The sequence below is a fragment of the Chitinophaga caseinilytica genome (assembly GCF_038396765.1).
GTDB lineage: Bacteria > Bacteroidota > Bacteroidia > Chitinophagales > Chitinophagaceae > Chitinophaga > Chitinophaga caseinilytica.
Genome location: NZ_CP150096.1, coordinates 1599434 through 1614840, shown reverse-complemented (window position 1 = coordinate 1614840; position 15407 = coordinate 1599434). Strand labels below are relative to the sequence as shown.

Genomic DNA, 15407 nt, shown 5'->3' with positions numbered 1-15407 from the left:
ATACTTTTAAATTAGAAACCTGCACTGAAACCGATTAAAAACTGGCGAGACACGGGGTACACGCCGAAGTCCACGCCCAAAGCCGAGAAAGTGGAGTTGGTCTGGCTCACTTCAGGATCAAGACCAGTGTACTTCGTGAGCGTAAACAGGTTGGATGCGCCTACATAAGCACGCAGTGTGCGCATGTTGCCCTTGAACCAGTTGTCAACTTTAAAGTTGTAGCCGATCTGGAGGTTCTTCATGCGGAAGTAGCTACCGTCCTGTACATAATATCCGGAAGACGCCAGCTCGTAGTCAGACGCTTTGCGGTTCGGCGTATGGGTCCTGGAGTTCGGGTTGGAGGGAGACCAGCGGTCGAGCATACGCACGCTGGCAGTACCGTCGAACGTGCTGAAGTCCGTAAAGTAACGGGTAGCTTCATACAGGTCGTTGCCCTGCGAACCGTTGAAGAACATAGCCAGGTCCCAGCTTTTGTACTTGGCGTTGATGCCGAAGCTGTACAGGAAGTCGGGGTGCGGGTTGCCGATGATGGTACGGTCGGCCGGGGTGATCTGTCCGTCTCCGGTAACATCGATGTATTTGGGGCCGCCTACGCGCGCACCGCTGTATTTCGGGCTTTTCGCGAGATCGTCTGCGCTGGTATAAACACCATCCCATTTGTAACCGTAGAAGGAACCGAAGGGCTCGCCCGGACGGAGGATCGTGGTTTGAAGGCTACGGAAAGTACCGTACACCTGTTCTTTCACGGAAGGCGCCAGCGATACTACCTGGTTCACGTTACGGGAAATGTTCACGTTCACGTCGAGCTTGAAGGGTTTGTTTTCACGCTGACCGTAATGATAACCCAGTCCCAGTTCGATACCGGTATTTTTCATGTCGCCGATATTCACGAAAGGCGCCCCGCCCATACCGATGGATGCCGCCGGCATGGGAACCGGGTACAGCATGTCGGTAGTTTTACGGCTATACCAGTCGATGGCACCGTCGAATTCGCCATCCAGCAATGTAAAGTCGAGGCCGATGTTGAAGGATTTGAGCTCCTCCCATTTCACATTCTCGTTTTTATATGCTTTCTGCCAAACGCCTCCGGTAACCGACTTCCCGTTGAAGGGATAGAAGGCGTTGGCGATAAGGCTTTCGTAACGGTCGATGTACTGGAACGCAGGGATACGCTGGTTACCGGTAATACCATAACCTGCGCGCAGTTTCAGATCGGTGATGAACTTGTTGCCTTTGAGGAAATCCTCTTCAGACAGGCGCCACGCAATGCTTCCTGCAGGGAAGGTACCATACCGGCTGTTTTTGCTGAAGTTGGAAGATCCGTCGCGGCGTACCGTAAGGCTAACGAGGTAACGGTCGCGGAAGGAATAATCCGCACGGCCGAAGATGGAGAACAGCGAGCCCACACCGCCGCTGGACGTGTTGTTGATGTTGGACGCACCGGCGGGGAGGTAATAATAATCCGTCTGCCCGAGCAGGAAGTAATCGTTACGACCGGCAGACAGGAAGCGGTTGCGGGAGCGGAACGCTTCCGTACCGGCGAGCACCGTCAGTGAATGAACGTTGGCTACTTCCCATTTGTAGGTCAGGGTATTGGTCCAGGTCCATTCGGTGTTGAAGCCCTGGTTTTCCGACATGCCGTTGGCGGCGCTGCCTTCGGAGAATTCGAGGTTCGGGTAAGTGAGCGAAATGCCGCTGTAGTTTTCGTAGCGCAACCCGAAAGAGGTTTTGGCCACGAGCCCTTTCACGAGGTCCACTTCACCGAATACGTTCCCGAAGAAGAAGTTTCTTTTTTGGACATTGTCTTTAGCACGATAAAGCAGCGCCAGGGGGTTCTGGGCGTTGCCGAGCTTATCGCCGCGGCTGCCGGCGAAGTTGCCCATAATATCATATACAGGGATGATCACGGGGATGCGGTATGCAAAGCCGAGGGCACTGCCTTCGCCCTGGTAGTCGCCGGAAACGTTGGGGTTCACACCTACGCCCACAAATTCTTCGTAGCTGTACTGCATATTTTCGCCGAAGCGGAAATGGTTGTTGAACGCGGAGAACCGGGTGTTGGCGCGACCGTTGTAGCGGTTATAGCCGGTGTGGCGGATGGTGCCTTTCTGGCCGAGGTAACCCGCGCCGATGGCGTAGGTAGCGTTATCGCCGCCGCCGTTTACGCCCAGCTGAACGTTACGGATGGGCGCGGTTTGCGAGATTTCGTCGAACCAGTTGGTACCTTGCTTGTTCGCTTTGGTGATCTGGTAAAAGGTTTCGCTCGCGCGGCTGTAGTTATAGCGGGAAGGGTCTGCATCGGCAGCGGTTACTTTCTGTCCCGTCACTTTTCCGGCCACGAGATACTCGGGAAGCGTCGGCGTGGCGCCGGTACCGTAGTTGTTGCCGGTGGTGCCTTCCTGGCCCGGGGTTTGGCCCGAGTTCCTGAATGCTTCGTAGACGTATTCCGCGTATTGTTGCGGGTTCATCATTTTGGGGAAGGCGTTCTTGTTGGGCACCTGCGTACCGAAATAAGAGCTGAGATTGATCTTCGGCGGCCCTTTCACGCCCTGGCGGGTGGTGATGATCACAACGCCGTTGTTGGCGCGGGCACCGTAGATGGATGCAGAAGATGCATCTTTCAGTACCTGCATGGTTTCGATGTCGTTCTGATCGAGCCACGAAAGTTTGCCTTCATACGGCACACCGTCGATTACGAACAGGGGATCATTGTTGTTGATGGTACTGAAACCGCGGATACGGATCTGGGGCGTGGCACCGGGGGCGCCATCGCTGATGATCTGAACACCGGTGGCCTTACCCTGGAGTGATTCCACGGGGCTGGCCACTGGCTGCTGTTTCATCTGGTTTACGTTTACTACGGCTACTGCACCCGTAAGGTCTTTCACGCGCTGCGCGGAATAACCTGTTACCACTACTTCATCGAGCGAAGTATTGGAAAATGCAAGTGTAACGTCGTAGGATTTGCCCGCCGCAACGGCTATCTCCTGGGCAGTGAAGCCGATGCTGGAAATCATGAGAATGTCTCCGGTGTTGGCCTGAATGGTGAATTCACCATTTTCGTTCGTGACGGTGCCTTTGCTCGTGCCCTTGATTTGCACGGCGGCGCCGGGAACAGGCTGCTTGTCTTGTTCACTGATCACTTTGCCTTTAACGGTTTGTACCTGTTGAAAATACAGGCCGGAGGCTATGGAAGCGTGAACGGAAAGGGGACCGGATAGTGCGGCGGTAAGGAAAAAGGTTCCGCTTATCGCTTTTGTCAAAAAAGCAATATTCCTCTTTTTTTCATATTTTTGATGCGTTATAGTTCAGCGAAGATTTTTGAACTGTATCTCGGCAAAGCTTCTCCCGGCTTTGCCTGCCGGCAATACTCCCATATTGCCGGTTTTATGTGTAAGCCTATTTATCTGTCATAACATGGGATTTTAAAAGTGAATAAAATGCCGCGTACACGGCACAACCGTCTACACCGGTCACAAACAGGCATACGTCTGCAGATACGGGCCTGCCGTCGGTTTTAAGAATGGACTATTAAGACTGGTTTGAACTGACGTGGTTCAAGTATATCGATTTTGATTTTTGGCTTTCTCTCTTGAGCCGGTTCCCATAAAATGTTTTTTAGTGAATGGACATATTCGATCTAACCTGATAAAAAATGGACATCCCAGGGACGTTGCTGGATTATAGAATGGCGGAGGGTTAATGCATGAGTTTCATGCGTTTCCAGTAACGGTGGAATTTTTCTCGTTCAAATAATATTAGTATTTACTAAAAGTACATGATCTTTTATACAAATCCAAGCACTGCGATAAAATCTTCTGCCCGATTTTATAAACATAGCTTTTAATTGACGATCGGCAGACGATTCTTCCGGAAGCCGCACCAACATTGCTGCCTGCGCTACGCTATTCCGGGCCCGGATGTGGCTCACCTGATGTGGAGACGTGCCACTTCCTGTTTGGTACCATCCCGTTTCAAAAAAATTCCCATCCCCTCAAACTTGCTTGCGACTCCTCTGTTTCAATAATAAAACCCTCCGCATGAAACGCTCCTACCGAAAAACAGATATGCCCGTCGAACAAATCCGGCGGCTCCTGGAACCCGGGCCCATCGTGCTCGTCAGCTCCCGGTGGCAAAACCGGAACAACATCATGACGATGGGCTGGCACTGCGTCATGGAATTCTCGCCTTCCCTCATCGGCTGCATGATCACCGCCACCAATCACAGTTTCGATATGGTCCGCCAAAGCGGGGAATGCGTCATCAACATTCCCACCGCCGATATGCTCGACACTATCATCGGCATCGGCAACACCTCGGGCCGGAGCGTCGACAAATTCAAAAAATTCCACCTCACGCCCGGCGAAGCCGCCACCGTATCTGCCCCCGTTATCGAAGAATGCTACGCACATTTCGAGTGCCGCGTGGCCGACCGGAAAATGCTGGAGAAGTATAATTTCTTTATTTTGGAAGTCAAGAGAGCAACGGCGGCCGTTTGGCCCAGGTACCCCCGCACCGTGCACTATCGCGGCAACGGCGTGTTCATGGAATCCGGCCGCAACATCGCCCGGCCCGAAAAATTCAGGCCGCAAAACCTATAATACGATATGGAGCATCAGTTTTTCCTCTTCATCCTGCTGGTAATTTTCATCCAGCTGCTCGTTATGCTGTCGCAGAAGATCCGCGTCGCCTATCCCATCATCCTGCTGCTGGGCGGCCTTTCGCTCTGCGCCATTCCCGGCATCCCGGCCGTGGCCATCAATCCGCAGTACATCTTCGTCATTTTCCTCCCCCGTTATTATATGAAGCGGCGTGGTACACTTCGTGGAAAGACCTCTGGCGCTGGCGCCGCGTCATCGGTTCGTTCGCCTTCATCATGGTGATCGTTACCTCGTTCATCGTAGCCTGGGTGAGCAGTTCCTTCATCCCGGGATTCACCATGGCACTGGGTTTCCTGCTGGGAGGGATCGTATCGCCGCCAGACGCCGTCAGCGCCACTTCGGTGCTCAAATACGTGAAAGTCCCCAAACGGCTTTCGGCCATCATCGAAGGGGAAAGCCTGCTGAATGACGCATCCAGCCTCATCGTCTTCCGCTTCGCGCTCGTGGCGGTAGACTCCGGCCGTTTCATTTTCCAGGAAGCCGCCATTAGTTTCGTCACCGTGATCTTCATGGGCATCGCCATCGGGATCGCCGTGGCCATCGTTTATTATTTCCTGCACCGCAAACTCCCCACTTCCGCGAATATGGACATCGTGCTCACGCTCACCGCGCCGTACGTGATGTACCTCACCGCGGAAATGTTCCATTTCTCCGGCGTACTGGCCGTGGTGAGCGGGGGATTGTTCCTTTCTTACCGCAGCCACAAATTCCTGTCGGCCGGCAGCCGGTTGCGGGGCACAACGGTCTGGAGCGCGGTCGCCTTCGTGCTCAACGGGCTCGTGTTTTTGCTCATCGGGCTGGAGATGCCCGTCGTCATCCGCGACCTGGGCCCCGTTTCGCTGGGCAGCGCCATCGGTTACGGCGTGCTAGTCACGTTGGTGCTCATCGTCACCCGGCTGGCCTGTACGTATTTCGCCTCCGTGTTCACCGTGTTCATCAGCCGGTTCATCACCACGGCCGATCCCAGCCCCGGCTGGAAAGGCCCGCTGATCTTCGGATGGGCGGGCATGCGCGGCGTGGTATCGCTGGCGGCGGCGCTTTCGTTGCCGTTCTCCTTCCCGCAGCGCAACCTCATCCTGTTCATCACGTTCACCGTTATCCTGCTCACGCTCGTGGTGCAGGGGCTGTCGCTCCCCTGGCTCGTGAAGAAACTGGATATGGAAGATGCGGACCATCCCAAACCGGTGGAAGAGCAAGACCATATCGTCCGCGAAAAACTGGCGGCACTCGGCATCCGGTATCTCGACGAACATTACGCAAACGAGTTGGCGAACAACATCCCGCTGCAGCATTTGCGGGCGCGGTACGTGGCGGAAGAATTGGCGCGGGGGAATGTGGCCGACGGCGATCATGAGGTGTACCGCAAAGTGGCGTTCGAGCTGCTGGAGGTGCAGCGGAATTATTTGCTGGAGATCAATGCGGCGTCGTATAGTACAGACGACGGGGTGATCCGGAAGTACCTGGGGTTGCTGGACCTGGAAGAGGAAAAGTTGCGGTTGAAATCGGCGGAGGAGACCGCGGAGTAGGCAAACTGATATGTGCAAATTGTGTCAGTAAAAAAGCCCCGGTCACCTTACCCCCATCGTGCCCGGGGTGCATCTATTATATGTATCAACCGAAATTTTTCACCTGCTGACCCCTTCAATCGAGAAGTATGTGCCTGTTCCTCCACCCGCAAACCCAGCGTTATGAAAGCCTCCGGTAGCTCACTGGCGGGCCGTTATGCCGGCGTGCTGTCGAAGGATCACGTCCGGATGCTGTCGTGGATGGAACGGAGCGGCATGTGCACGCGCGAAGAAGCCCTGGCGGGGAGTGCCCTTCAGCCGGAGCCCGCGCTGGCGGCCCTCACACAACTGGAAAGGCATTATCTTTTGCAGGAAACGGGCGGATGGATGCGCATCACCCCGGAAGGGAGCGCGCTCCTCACCACTTTGGGCCTGGGCGCAGGGAGCTTCCGCAACTTCATCCCTCCAGGCACATTGCCCGACATGGAACAGCGCTGGCTGGAAGCCATGGCCCTGCAATACCGGGAACATTACCACGCCGCCTGGCTCAACACCCTCCAGTGCCTGAAATTCTGGAGCTGGATCCGCCGGCCCCGCTCGCGGAAAGACCGCCGCAAGCACAAACCCGTCAAACAATACATCGCCATCCTGCTGCACGACCTCCTGTTCCACCCCCTGCCCGCCGTGTTCCCTCCCGGCTTCACCGACGCAGGAAAAGTGCCCTCGTTCCTCAAAACCTGGCAGGCTGCCCGCGATATCCGCCCCGCCCCGCGGTATTCCCTCACCGAATACCTCCGGCTCAAAGACCTTTTCTTCCGTCACGAACGCTACAGCATGATGTACCTCCTGGAAGCGCGCCACTACCGGGCGCCCCACTTCCGGCTCAACATGCGGAATATATACCGTTACTTCCTCCACGAAACGCGGCCCCACCGCAAAACGGTAATCCCAGCACCACCACCGCCAGGCGTCATTCCGCTGCCGGTATTGTCGGCCGCCGTGGCAACGGAAGACCTTCGCCACATTCCGCAAGACTACTGGCCGCTGCAAATCCCCTGCGCACTGAAGCACTTTTTCCGCGACAGCGCCCACGACCGCATCAGCCAGGTGATCCGCGTGGCGCCGTTCACCATCCGGATACACGACGTCATCACCCACGAACCGCTGCAGCTGAGCCCCGAAGAGCCCAGGGAGCCCTGCTGCTCCATCCAGGTACTGCAAAGGGTAATGCCTTGCGAGCAAGCTGAAAAAACGGCTTTCTTCGGATGCGGGATGTACCAGGATGAAGACCCCGGCGAAAAATTCCACCGTCTTTCCGCCGATGTGTATTACTGCGCTTTCCGGGCAGACATCCGGCCGGAAGACCTCGTCCGCCTTTCCGCCACCTGGCCGCAACTGGCCACCCTGGCCGGCAAAGCCGCCGCCTGGCTCCATGGCGCACAGCCCGCGGTGAACCTGCGCGCCAACGAACTGGTGAACATGCTGCTGACCCAGGTGCTGCATTGCAGCTACATCGGCGACGTGGCGCAATGCTTTCTCCGCCGCATCTGCATCGATCTGCTGCTGGCCGCCGCCATGCAAAACAGGATGGCCGCCATCAAACGGCATGTACGCCTTACCCCGGCCGATAAAGTGGCCCTGCACGATATTTTCACGCAGGCCCGGCAAGACGTGGGTTTGTTGACCGATGTGCAGATGCTCACCGAACAGTTTCACCTCAGCCGGTATAAATACCAGAATGGCTTCCTGCAGGAATTCGGCATCTCGCCGAACGACTACCATCACATGCTGATCATGTACCACGCCTTCCACCTCCTTCACCGCAACGGCAAATCGATGCTCATCACCGCCATCCGCTGCGGTTTCGAAACGCCGGCGGCACTGCGCAGCGCCTATATCCGGCACTTCGGCAGCGATCCATACCATCTCGCCCACATGCAATAGCCATTTTGGATTTTAGTTAACAGTTCATATGTTAATATTGTGGCATTAATCCCGACTGATGAAACAATACGCGCTATACCTGGCTATGGGCTGCTTTCTTTTTCGGCCTGCACTTCCTCCCCGCATACGTTCGACGCTTCGAAACCCGCGTCCGTGCTGCCGGTCGGAAAGAAGAAAAAGAAACGGAAAATCTATCCCACTTACGCTTTTTCCAGCGCCGTGAAGCGGTACACGAAAGAAAAAGGTCATTTCCCATTCGATCTGAAAGAATTCGAATACTATAGCGATTACACGCGGACCGGCATGCAGTCGATGCGGGAAGCCGGCTTCAACTATCTCTACATTTCCTACCAATACCTCGATTCCATGGTCATCGATTTTGCGCATTACCCGGTATACGTTGCGCCGGTGAACCGCGAAACCACCGTGGGCGTAGACCTTACCGGCCAGATCATCTTCACGAAAAAAGATTCCAGCATCGTAGAATACCGGAAGTTCGACAAACGGGTGAAGGGTGGCCATATCCAGGTCCGCCACCAGCCAGACACGGCAGGCCAATACCGCCGGCAACGATATGGTTACTGATCGAATTGATGTAATTTTGGGGGCATGACCCGATTCACCGCCATCCTGAAAAAATTTGCCAACGCCGGAGACAAAACCGGCTGGACGTACCTGGAGATCCCGGCTGAAATTGCCGCGAAACTGAAACCGGGCATGAAGCAAACTTTCCGGGTGAAAGGGCTCATCGATCAACACGCCATCGCACAAACGGCAATTTTGCCCGCCGGCGACGGTTCTTTCATCCTGCCCGTGAACGCCGGCATGCGCAAAGCGATCGGGAAGAAGCAGGGCGCTTCCGTGCAGCTGAGCCTCGAAGAAGACACGCAGGTGTACGCGATGAACGCCGATTTCGCCGACTGCCTGGCAGACCTGCCTGCCGCGCAGGAATTCTTCGGATCGCTGGCGCCGAGCCATCGCCGTTACTTCTCGAAATGGATAGACGATGCCAAAACGGAGGAGACCAAAGCGAAGCGCATCGCCGCGTCGCTCAACGCTTTGGAGCGCCGGATGAACTACGGGGAAATGATCCGTTCGCTGAAGCCCGACCGCGGGGCTTAACCCGTTATGTTTTTAACTTTTCCTTAGAATCGGGTGGAATATCTTACGGTAATGAAGCCCTTCTATCTTCTTTTGTGTACCGGGATACTGCTGCTCCCCGCCGGCCTGGCCTCCGCGCAGCAGGCGCAGGGCACGGTGTATGCGCACGATTCGCTGCCGCTGCCGGGCTCGGCCATCACCAATATCCGCAATCATGTCACGATACTTACCGACCCGGCGGGCCGCTTCGTTATTGCCGCGCTGCCCGGAGATACGCTGCTGATACAGGCGCTGGGGCATTTGCCCTCGTCGGTGCCCGTGCGCACGGGCGCGCTGCGCATCTACCTGTACCCGAAGATCGAGCAGTTGGCAGGGGTGGAGATCCGGCAGCGGAAGCGCCGGGTAGATTCGCTGGAAGACCGGGAGAATTTCCGGGCGGGCTTCAACTTCCGGCGGCCGAAGTTCCGGGAAGTGGTCTTGATTACGCCTACGGGTATCGGCGTCAACATCCATAAATTATACAAAGCGTTATCCTTCTCCAATAACCGGTCGAAAGCCACGTTCCGGCGAAGGCTGATCGAGTACGAGCAGGCGCAGTTTACCGGCGAGCGTTTCAGCGATTCGCTGGTGGCGCGGTATACGGGGTTCCGGGGCGACAGCCTTATTTCCTTCATCAACCGTTACCCACCGTCTTACAAATTTGCATTGGAAGCTTCCGATTACGATTTCATCCGTTACATCCGCCAGGCGGCAGACAGTTTCAGGCTGGGCCTCAATCGTTACCCCGTGCCTCGATGAAGGCCGCGATTTTCGGGAAGGCGATATGGAACCAGTGGGTGTAATTGCCGGGGTGGGCGATGAGCTCTTCGCGGATTTCGTTCAGCGAAAGGAATTTGTGCGCCTGTACTTCGGCGGCGTCTGGTTGAACGGGGCCGTTGTAGGTGCCGAGCAGTACGTGGTCGAACTCGTTTTCGGTGAGGCCGTTATCGAATTCTGCGCGATAGGAGAAGCTGAAAATTTCTTCGAGGGGGCAATCGAACCCCATTTCTTCGGCGAGGCGGCGGTGTGCGGCCGTGGGGGTGTCTTCTCCGGGAAGCTGGTGGCTGCAGCAGGTGTTGGTCCACAGGCCGCCGGAGTGGTATTTATCCGCCGCGCGTTGTTGCAGGAGCATTTTCCCGCTGTCGTTGATGACGAACACGGAGAATGCACGATGGAGGAGGCCTTTCTGGTGAGCTTCCAGTTTTTCCATGGTGCCAACGGGCTCGTCTTTTTCGTTGACGAGGATGACGGGAGGTAAAGACATGCTGATGCCGGGAATGGTTCGGCCCTCAAGTTAGGGCAAGTTCCTTGCATTTTGACAGCATTCTTGTTGAATGGCGGGTTTGGCTACTCCCCGCTGCGGTCTACCGGCAGCGGGGGAACGAATACGGGAACGGGGTTCCTGCGCCTGGGCGGCGGTCTGGACGGGAAAGCGTGGATGGGCGTGTGTGTGGATTCACGCCGGGGCATAGCTTTTCCGGGACCGTTTTAGCGGGCGAGGAATAATCAGAGGTATAAAAGGGATTGTGGTTCAGATGGATAATATCCGGGGCTCAGTCGGATATCGTGGTAGAAATGGGAAACTCGAACAAAACAGCAATTAATAGCGGGCTACCTGGGCTTTCAACATTTTACGGGCGAAATGGATACGGCTCTTGATGGTTCCTAAGGGTTCTTCCAGAATTTCTGCGATCTCGAAATACTTAAATCCGTCGAGGTACAAAATGAAGGGTTTCTTGAAAATGACGGGCAGGTTGTGAACGGAAGTCTGAATGTCTTTGATCCTGAGACCGCTTTCGGCCTGGTTCCCGATGATCACTTGCTGCGTGTTGAGGAGGAAGTCGTTTGTTGAATTGTCGAAACAAACGTGTTGTTTGGATTTCCGCCGGTAATTATTAATGAAGATGTTGCGCATGATGGTGTAGAGCCACGCGCGGATGTTCGTGCCTGCCAGGTATTTCTCCTGATTTGAAAGCGCTCTGAACATGGTTTCCTGATAAAGATCTTTGGCGGATTCGGCGTCCTTGGTCAACGTAATGGCGAAGGGCTTTAGGAAGTCAGCGTTGCTGAGCAATAGGGTGTTAAATTCAGCGGATGACATATTGTTTAATTTTTGTTAGACTAATTTAAACAAAATAAGACGTTACTCCAAACAATTTCTGCGATTTTTTTTCGTTGAGGCAACAAAAACCACGACATTAACAATTTAATAATCAGCATGTAGCAACGAAACGGGAGTATACATTCACAATACTTTACTGGTCAACGGGGGGAAAACTGTTTAATCAAAGAAGGCTCAGGTTTAAAACAAATATATAATTATAGGAATATAACACAAAAAGACCACGTGCGACTCAAGTATATACGCATAAGTATGGCGGATGGTTTGTAATTTCGCAAAAAAAATTGGCCCCGGACCGGCTGTTGATTTTCAGCCGGGTAACATTTATATGTTATTTTTAATAAATTTGCCGATCATTTTTTGTAACCCCTTTATTGGCAGGGAGTTTGCAGAAAATGCCCAGAAATTCGAGAAAGCTTTACAGATTATTACATGAAGAAGATCTTATTCGTTCATATTTTCCTGTGTTTATGCTCCATGGTCGCACAGGCGCAGGTTTCGGTACCCACGCAGGCGCAGCAAGTCAAGGTAGACGACCTGACTGACGATCAGGTCAGGCAGATCGTTGACGAGATGAGGAAGAACAAGATGACGTTAGACCAGGTGAACATATATGCATCACAAAAAGGGATTTCAGCTACAGAGGCCAACAAGCTTAAAACCCGGATCAAGGATTTAAATCTCGATAAAGAGCTCGTTTTTACCAAACCTCCGGAAAGCCACTCTACCGGCCGCGGCATCAATATGGAAGAAATGACCTATGAGTCTGATGGTCGGGAGAAATCGGTCGCCACCGGTCAAAAACACATTTTCGGGGCAGAACTCTTCAGCAACCGCAACCTGACTTTCGAGCCTAACCTCCGCATGCCGACGCCTCCCAACTACCGCCTCGCCGCCAGTGACGAAATCCTTATAGACGTTTATGGTTATTCGGAAGTGCAGCACAATCTCACCGTAAGCCCTGAGGGATATATCCGGATACCCAACATCGGACCGGTATACGTAAACGGTCTGACCATGTCGGAAGCAAAGAACAGGATCACGAAACAACTTGCAACGATCTATAATGGCATCAATGCAGGTAACACTTTCGTTCAGGTTTCCCTTGGTTCCATCAGGAGCATACAGGTACTGTTGATCGGAGAGGTGGTACGCCCCGGGACCTACACCCTTCCGTCCCTGGCATCTATCGCCAATGCGCTTTATGTGTCTGGCGGCCCCAATGGCAACGGATCTTTCCGCGATATCCAGGTACTTCGTGGTGGCAGCCAGGTTGCCCGGTTCGACCTTTACGATTTTATTACAAATGGCGATCTGACCAACAATATCATACTGCAGGACCAGGATATCGTAAAGGTAAATCCCTATAAAATCCGGGTAGAACTGGAAGGGCAGGTGAAACGCCCGGCGATATTCGAAGCAAAGCCGGGGGAAACGCTCCAGACAATTATCAATTATGCAGGAGGCTTTACCGATAAAGCTTACCGCGACCAGATCAGGGCTACCCGCATCGCTGCCCGTGAACGCCAGATCATCACAGTTCCAGGCGCATCTGCCGGCAGCTTTGAGCTGCGTTCCGGCGACCAGTATTTCGTAGACGCCATACTCGACCGTTTCTCCAACCGTGTTTCCATTACCGGTGCCATTTTCCATCCGGGAGACTACGCCCTCGAACCCGACATGTCGCTGGCAGACCTGATCAAAAGGGCAGACGGCCTCATGGAAGTAGCGTCCCTTTCCCGGGGTATTATTCGCCGGCTCCAGGATGACTATACTCAATCCATCCTGAACTTCAATGTGAAAGACGTAATATCAGGCCAGGAAAAGATATTGTTGCGCAGGGAAGACAGCGTGGTAATATTCTCCAAATTGCAGTTACGCGAGAAATTCAATGTCAAAATCAGCGGTTTGGTTAATAATCCGGGATATTTCGACTATGCGGACAGCATGAAGCTGGAAGACCTGATACTGATGGCCGGCGGGTTGAAGGAAGCCGCGTCCCTCAAACGCCTGGAGATTTCCAGAAGGTTGCGCGGCAAGGAATATGACCCCAACGATACGGCCATCGCCATCGTTCAACAGTTCGAAATTCGTTCTGACTTACGGTCCACGCCCGAAGTGGCCCACTTCCTGCTGGAGCCTTTCGATGAGATCTCGGTAAGGAAATCACCTACCTACTACGAACAGTCGAACGTGGAAATAAACGGCGAAGTGGTGTACGCCGGCACCTATTCTATTAATTCCAACAAGGAAAGAATATCCGATTTGCTGCGCAGAGCGGGCGGCCTGAAATCCGCTGCCTATCCGGAAGGCGCGGTGATGTTGCGCAAAACCTTCGTCAATGAGTCGGATAGCGTACTTCTCAGTTACAAACTGGAAGTTTACAATAACAAGTTGAAGGACTCGACCGATGTTTCCAAGACACGGTCCGATATTTTCCAAAAGGACCAGATCATCGGCATCAAATTGAATGAGATTATCCGCTCACCCGGTTCCAAATATGACTTATACCTGGAGGAGGGCGACGTTATAAAGATTCCCAAACAGCTGCAAACCGTACAGCTTTTCGGGGAAGTGTATTTCCCTAAAAAAGTACGTTTCGACAAAAATATCCGGTTTAGGGATTATATCCGGGGTGCCGGCGGATTTACCACCAACGCCCTCAAACGTCGCAGCTACATCGTATATGCGAACGGGGATGTGAAAGGCGCCCGCAAACTGTTTTTTTCAACAGCTATCCCAGGGTCCGGCCCGGCTCGGAGATTTACGTTCCCAAAAAAGGAGAGAAAAAATCGTTTACCACACAGGAAGCCATCGGCATCACGACCGGGCTTGCCTCCATCGCGCTGATCGTTGTATCCATTTTGAATCTTTCCAACAAGTAATCACATAGCCGCCAAATACGGCTCAAATTATATAACGCTTTCATGGAATCGACCCAATCGCCTAAAAAGGATGAAATATCAATCAAAGAAGTGGTGCTGCTCGGGCGGGACTGGTTCCGGTATTTCCTTCGAAAATGGCCTGTCATCGTAATCTGTGGCCTCGTCGGAGGAGGGCTAGGTTTCACTTTCGCCTTTTTCAAGAAAACATCCTATGTTTCCCGGCTGACATTCGTATTGGAAGACAATAAATCCAACTCGCTGGGCGCTTACGCAGGATTGGCCAGCCAGTTCGGCATCGATCTCTCGGGTGCCAGCAGCAGCGGCATTTTCAGTGGCGATAACATTATGGAATTTCTCAAATCCCGGTTGATGGTGCAAAAAGTATTGCTTTCCGGCATGAACGACAGCAATGGCAAACAGGTATCATTGGCAGACCACTATATCGATGTTCAAGAATACCGGAAGGGTTGGGCAAAAGTTCCCGAACTGGCGAACTTCACCATCCCGGCAGGGATGTCCATGACGAAACTTACCCTCCAGCAAGACAGTATTCTCGGGGTGGTATATAAACAAATCATGCAAACCGAGCTTGAAATCTCCAAACCAGACAAGAAGCTGGGATTTTTCGAGGTGAGGTACATCTCCGAAAGCGAACGCTTTTCGAAAGTATTTACGGAAAGACTGGTGGAAGAGGCAACAACATTTTATGTAAATGCGAAGACGAAAAGGTTGCAGGCTATCATAGACAAGCTTCAGATGAAAGCGGACTCCATTGAACAGCTGCTTGACAAGAGTACTTACAATATGGCCCGCCAGCAGGACCTTAACCGTAACCCCGCACGGAGCCTTGCACTGGTGGGCATGGAAATTCAGGGGCGCGACAAAATGATTTTGCAAACCGCTTACGGCGAAGTCCTTAAATCCCTGGAAACCACAAGGATGGTGATGGTCCAGGAATCTCCCCTCATCCAGATCGTCGATACGCCGATATTACCGCTGGAGAAGAAGAAACTTGGCAAATTAAAGGGGCTGGTTGCCGGAGGATTGATCGGTGGTATCCTCTGCTTACTGTACCTTTTCTTCCGCCGTTCTTATAAAAAAATGATGACAGAAAACTAAATTCACAACTTTCATAGAAAACAAACTATAA

The 15407-nt window shown here is 53.3% G+C and carries 11 protein-coding genes; 8 read left to right on the top strand and 3 right to left on the bottom strand.

All coding sequences use genetic code 11. The features are described 5' to 3' along the window. Nucleotides 1–11: 11 nt before the first annotated feature. A complete protein-coding gene (locus WJU22_RS06965) occupies nucleotides 12–3263 on the bottom strand; it encodes a TonB-dependent receptor (protein ID WP_341842525.1) in 3252 nt (1083 codons plus the stop codon). Nucleotides 3264–4040: 777 nt separating this feature from the next. Between WJU22_RS06965 and WJU22_RS06960 the strand changes: the two genes are divergently transcribed. The 6 genes from WJU22_RS06960 to WJU22_RS06935 all read left to right on the top strand — a co-directional run bounded on the left by WJU22_RS06960 (nucleotide 4041) and on the right by WJU22_RS06935 (nucleotide 10009). Further along, entirely contained in the window at nucleotides 4041–4601 is a 561-nt protein-coding gene (locus tag WJU22_RS06960) for a flavin reductase family protein (RefSeq protein ID WP_341842524.1), read from the top strand. Continuing rightward, the gene (locus tag WJU22_RS06955; RefSeq protein ID WP_341842523.1) at nucleotides 4496–6187 is read left to right on the top strand and encodes a Na+/H+ antiporter; all 1692 of its coding nucleotides are present in this window, start codon (nucleotides 4496–4498) and stop codon (nucleotides 6185–6187) included. Before WJU22_RS06960 ends, WJU22_RS06955 begins: the two co-directional genes overlap by 106 nt. A 162-nt stretch (nucleotides 6188–6349) precedes the next feature. Further along, a complete protein-coding gene (locus WJU22_RS06950) occupies nucleotides 6350–8110 on the top strand; it encodes a helix-turn-helix domain-containing protein (protein ID WP_341842522.1) in 1761 nt (586 codons plus the stop codon). A 153-nt stretch (nucleotides 8111–8263) separates the two neighbouring features. Continuing rightward, entirely contained in the window at nucleotides 8264–8695 is a 432-nt protein-coding gene (locus WJU22_RS06945; RefSeq protein WP_341842521.1) for a hypothetical protein, read from the top strand. A 24-nt stretch (nucleotides 8696–8719) separates the two neighbouring features. Beyond that, nucleotides 8720–9232 (top strand): YdeI/OmpD-associated family protein, encoded by a 513-nt coding sequence (locus WJU22_RS06940; RefSeq protein WP_341842520.1) that lies wholly within the window; start codon nucleotides 8720–8722, stop codon nucleotides 9230–9232. Nucleotides 9233–9283: 51 nt separating this feature from the next. Then, a complete protein-coding gene (locus WJU22_RS06935; RefSeq protein WP_341842519.1) occupies nucleotides 9284–10009 on the top strand; it encodes a carboxypeptidase-like regulatory domain-containing protein in 726 nt (241 codons plus the stop codon). Here WJU22_RS06935 and idi read toward each other — a convergent pair. Both idi and WJU22_RS06925 read right to left on the bottom strand, forming a co-directional pair. Continuing rightward, on the bottom strand, nucleotides 9984–10514 hold the full coding sequence (idi, locus tag WJU22_RS06930) for an isopentenyl-diphosphate Delta-isomerase (RefSeq protein WP_341842518.1): 531 nt from the start codon (nucleotides 10512–10514) through the stop codon (nucleotides 9984–9986). The genes WJU22_RS06935 and idi overlap by 26 nt on opposite strands. Before the next feature lie 336 nt (nucleotides 10515–10850). Next, nucleotides 10851–11351, bottom strand: a complete 501-nt coding sequence (locus WJU22_RS06925; protein ID WP_126245698.1) for an RNA polymerase sigma factor — start codon at nucleotides 11349–11351, stop codon at nucleotides 10851–10853. A 453-nt stretch (nucleotides 11352–11804) separates the two neighbouring features. On the opposite strand from WJU22_RS06925, the gene WJU22_RS06920 reads away from it, so the two are divergent. Next, nucleotides 11805–14222 (top strand): SLBB domain-containing protein, encoded by a 2418-nt coding sequence (locus tag WJU22_RS06920; protein WP_341842517.1) that lies wholly within the window; start codon nucleotides 11805–11807, stop codon nucleotides 14220–14222. A gap of 77 nt (nucleotides 14223–14299) precedes the next feature. After that, nucleotides 14300–15376: a hypothetical protein gene (locus WJU22_RS06915; RefSeq protein ID WP_341842516.1), complete on the top strand. Its 1077-nt coding sequence runs from the start codon at nucleotides 14300–14302 to the stop codon at nucleotides 15374–15376. Nucleotides 15377–15407 lie beyond the last annotated feature (31 nt).

Coding starts and splice junctions, on each gene's coding strand:
- WJU22_RS06960 (WP_341842524.1), top strand. CDS start 4,041: ATGAAACGCTCCTACCGAAAAACAGATATGCCCGTCGAACAAATCCGG.
- WJU22_RS06950 (WP_341842522.1), top strand. CDS start 6,350: ATGAAAGCCTCCGGTAGCTCACTGGCGGGCCGTTATGCCGGCGTGCTG.
- WJU22_RS06940 (WP_341842520.1), top strand. CDS start 8,720: ATGACCCGATTCACCGCCATCCTGAAAAAATTTGCCAACGCCGGAGAC.
- WJU22_RS06935 (WP_341842519.1), top strand. CDS start 9,284: ATGAAGCCCTTCTATCTTCTTTTGTGTACCGGGATACTGCTGCTCCCC.
- idi (WP_341842518.1), bottom strand. CDS start 10,514: ATGTCTTTACCTCCCGTCATCCTCGTCAACGAAAAAGACGAGCCCGTT.
- WJU22_RS06925 (WP_126245698.1), bottom strand. CDS start 11,351: ATGTCATCCGCTGAATTTAACACCCTATTGCTCAGCAACGCTGACTTC.
- WJU22_RS06920 (WP_341842517.1), top strand. CDS start 11,805: ATGAAGAAGATCTTATTCGTTCATATTTTCCTGTGTTTATGCTCCATG.
- WJU22_RS06915 (WP_341842516.1), top strand. CDS start 14,300: ATGGAATCGACCCAATCGCCTAAAAAGGATGAAATATCAATCAAAGAA.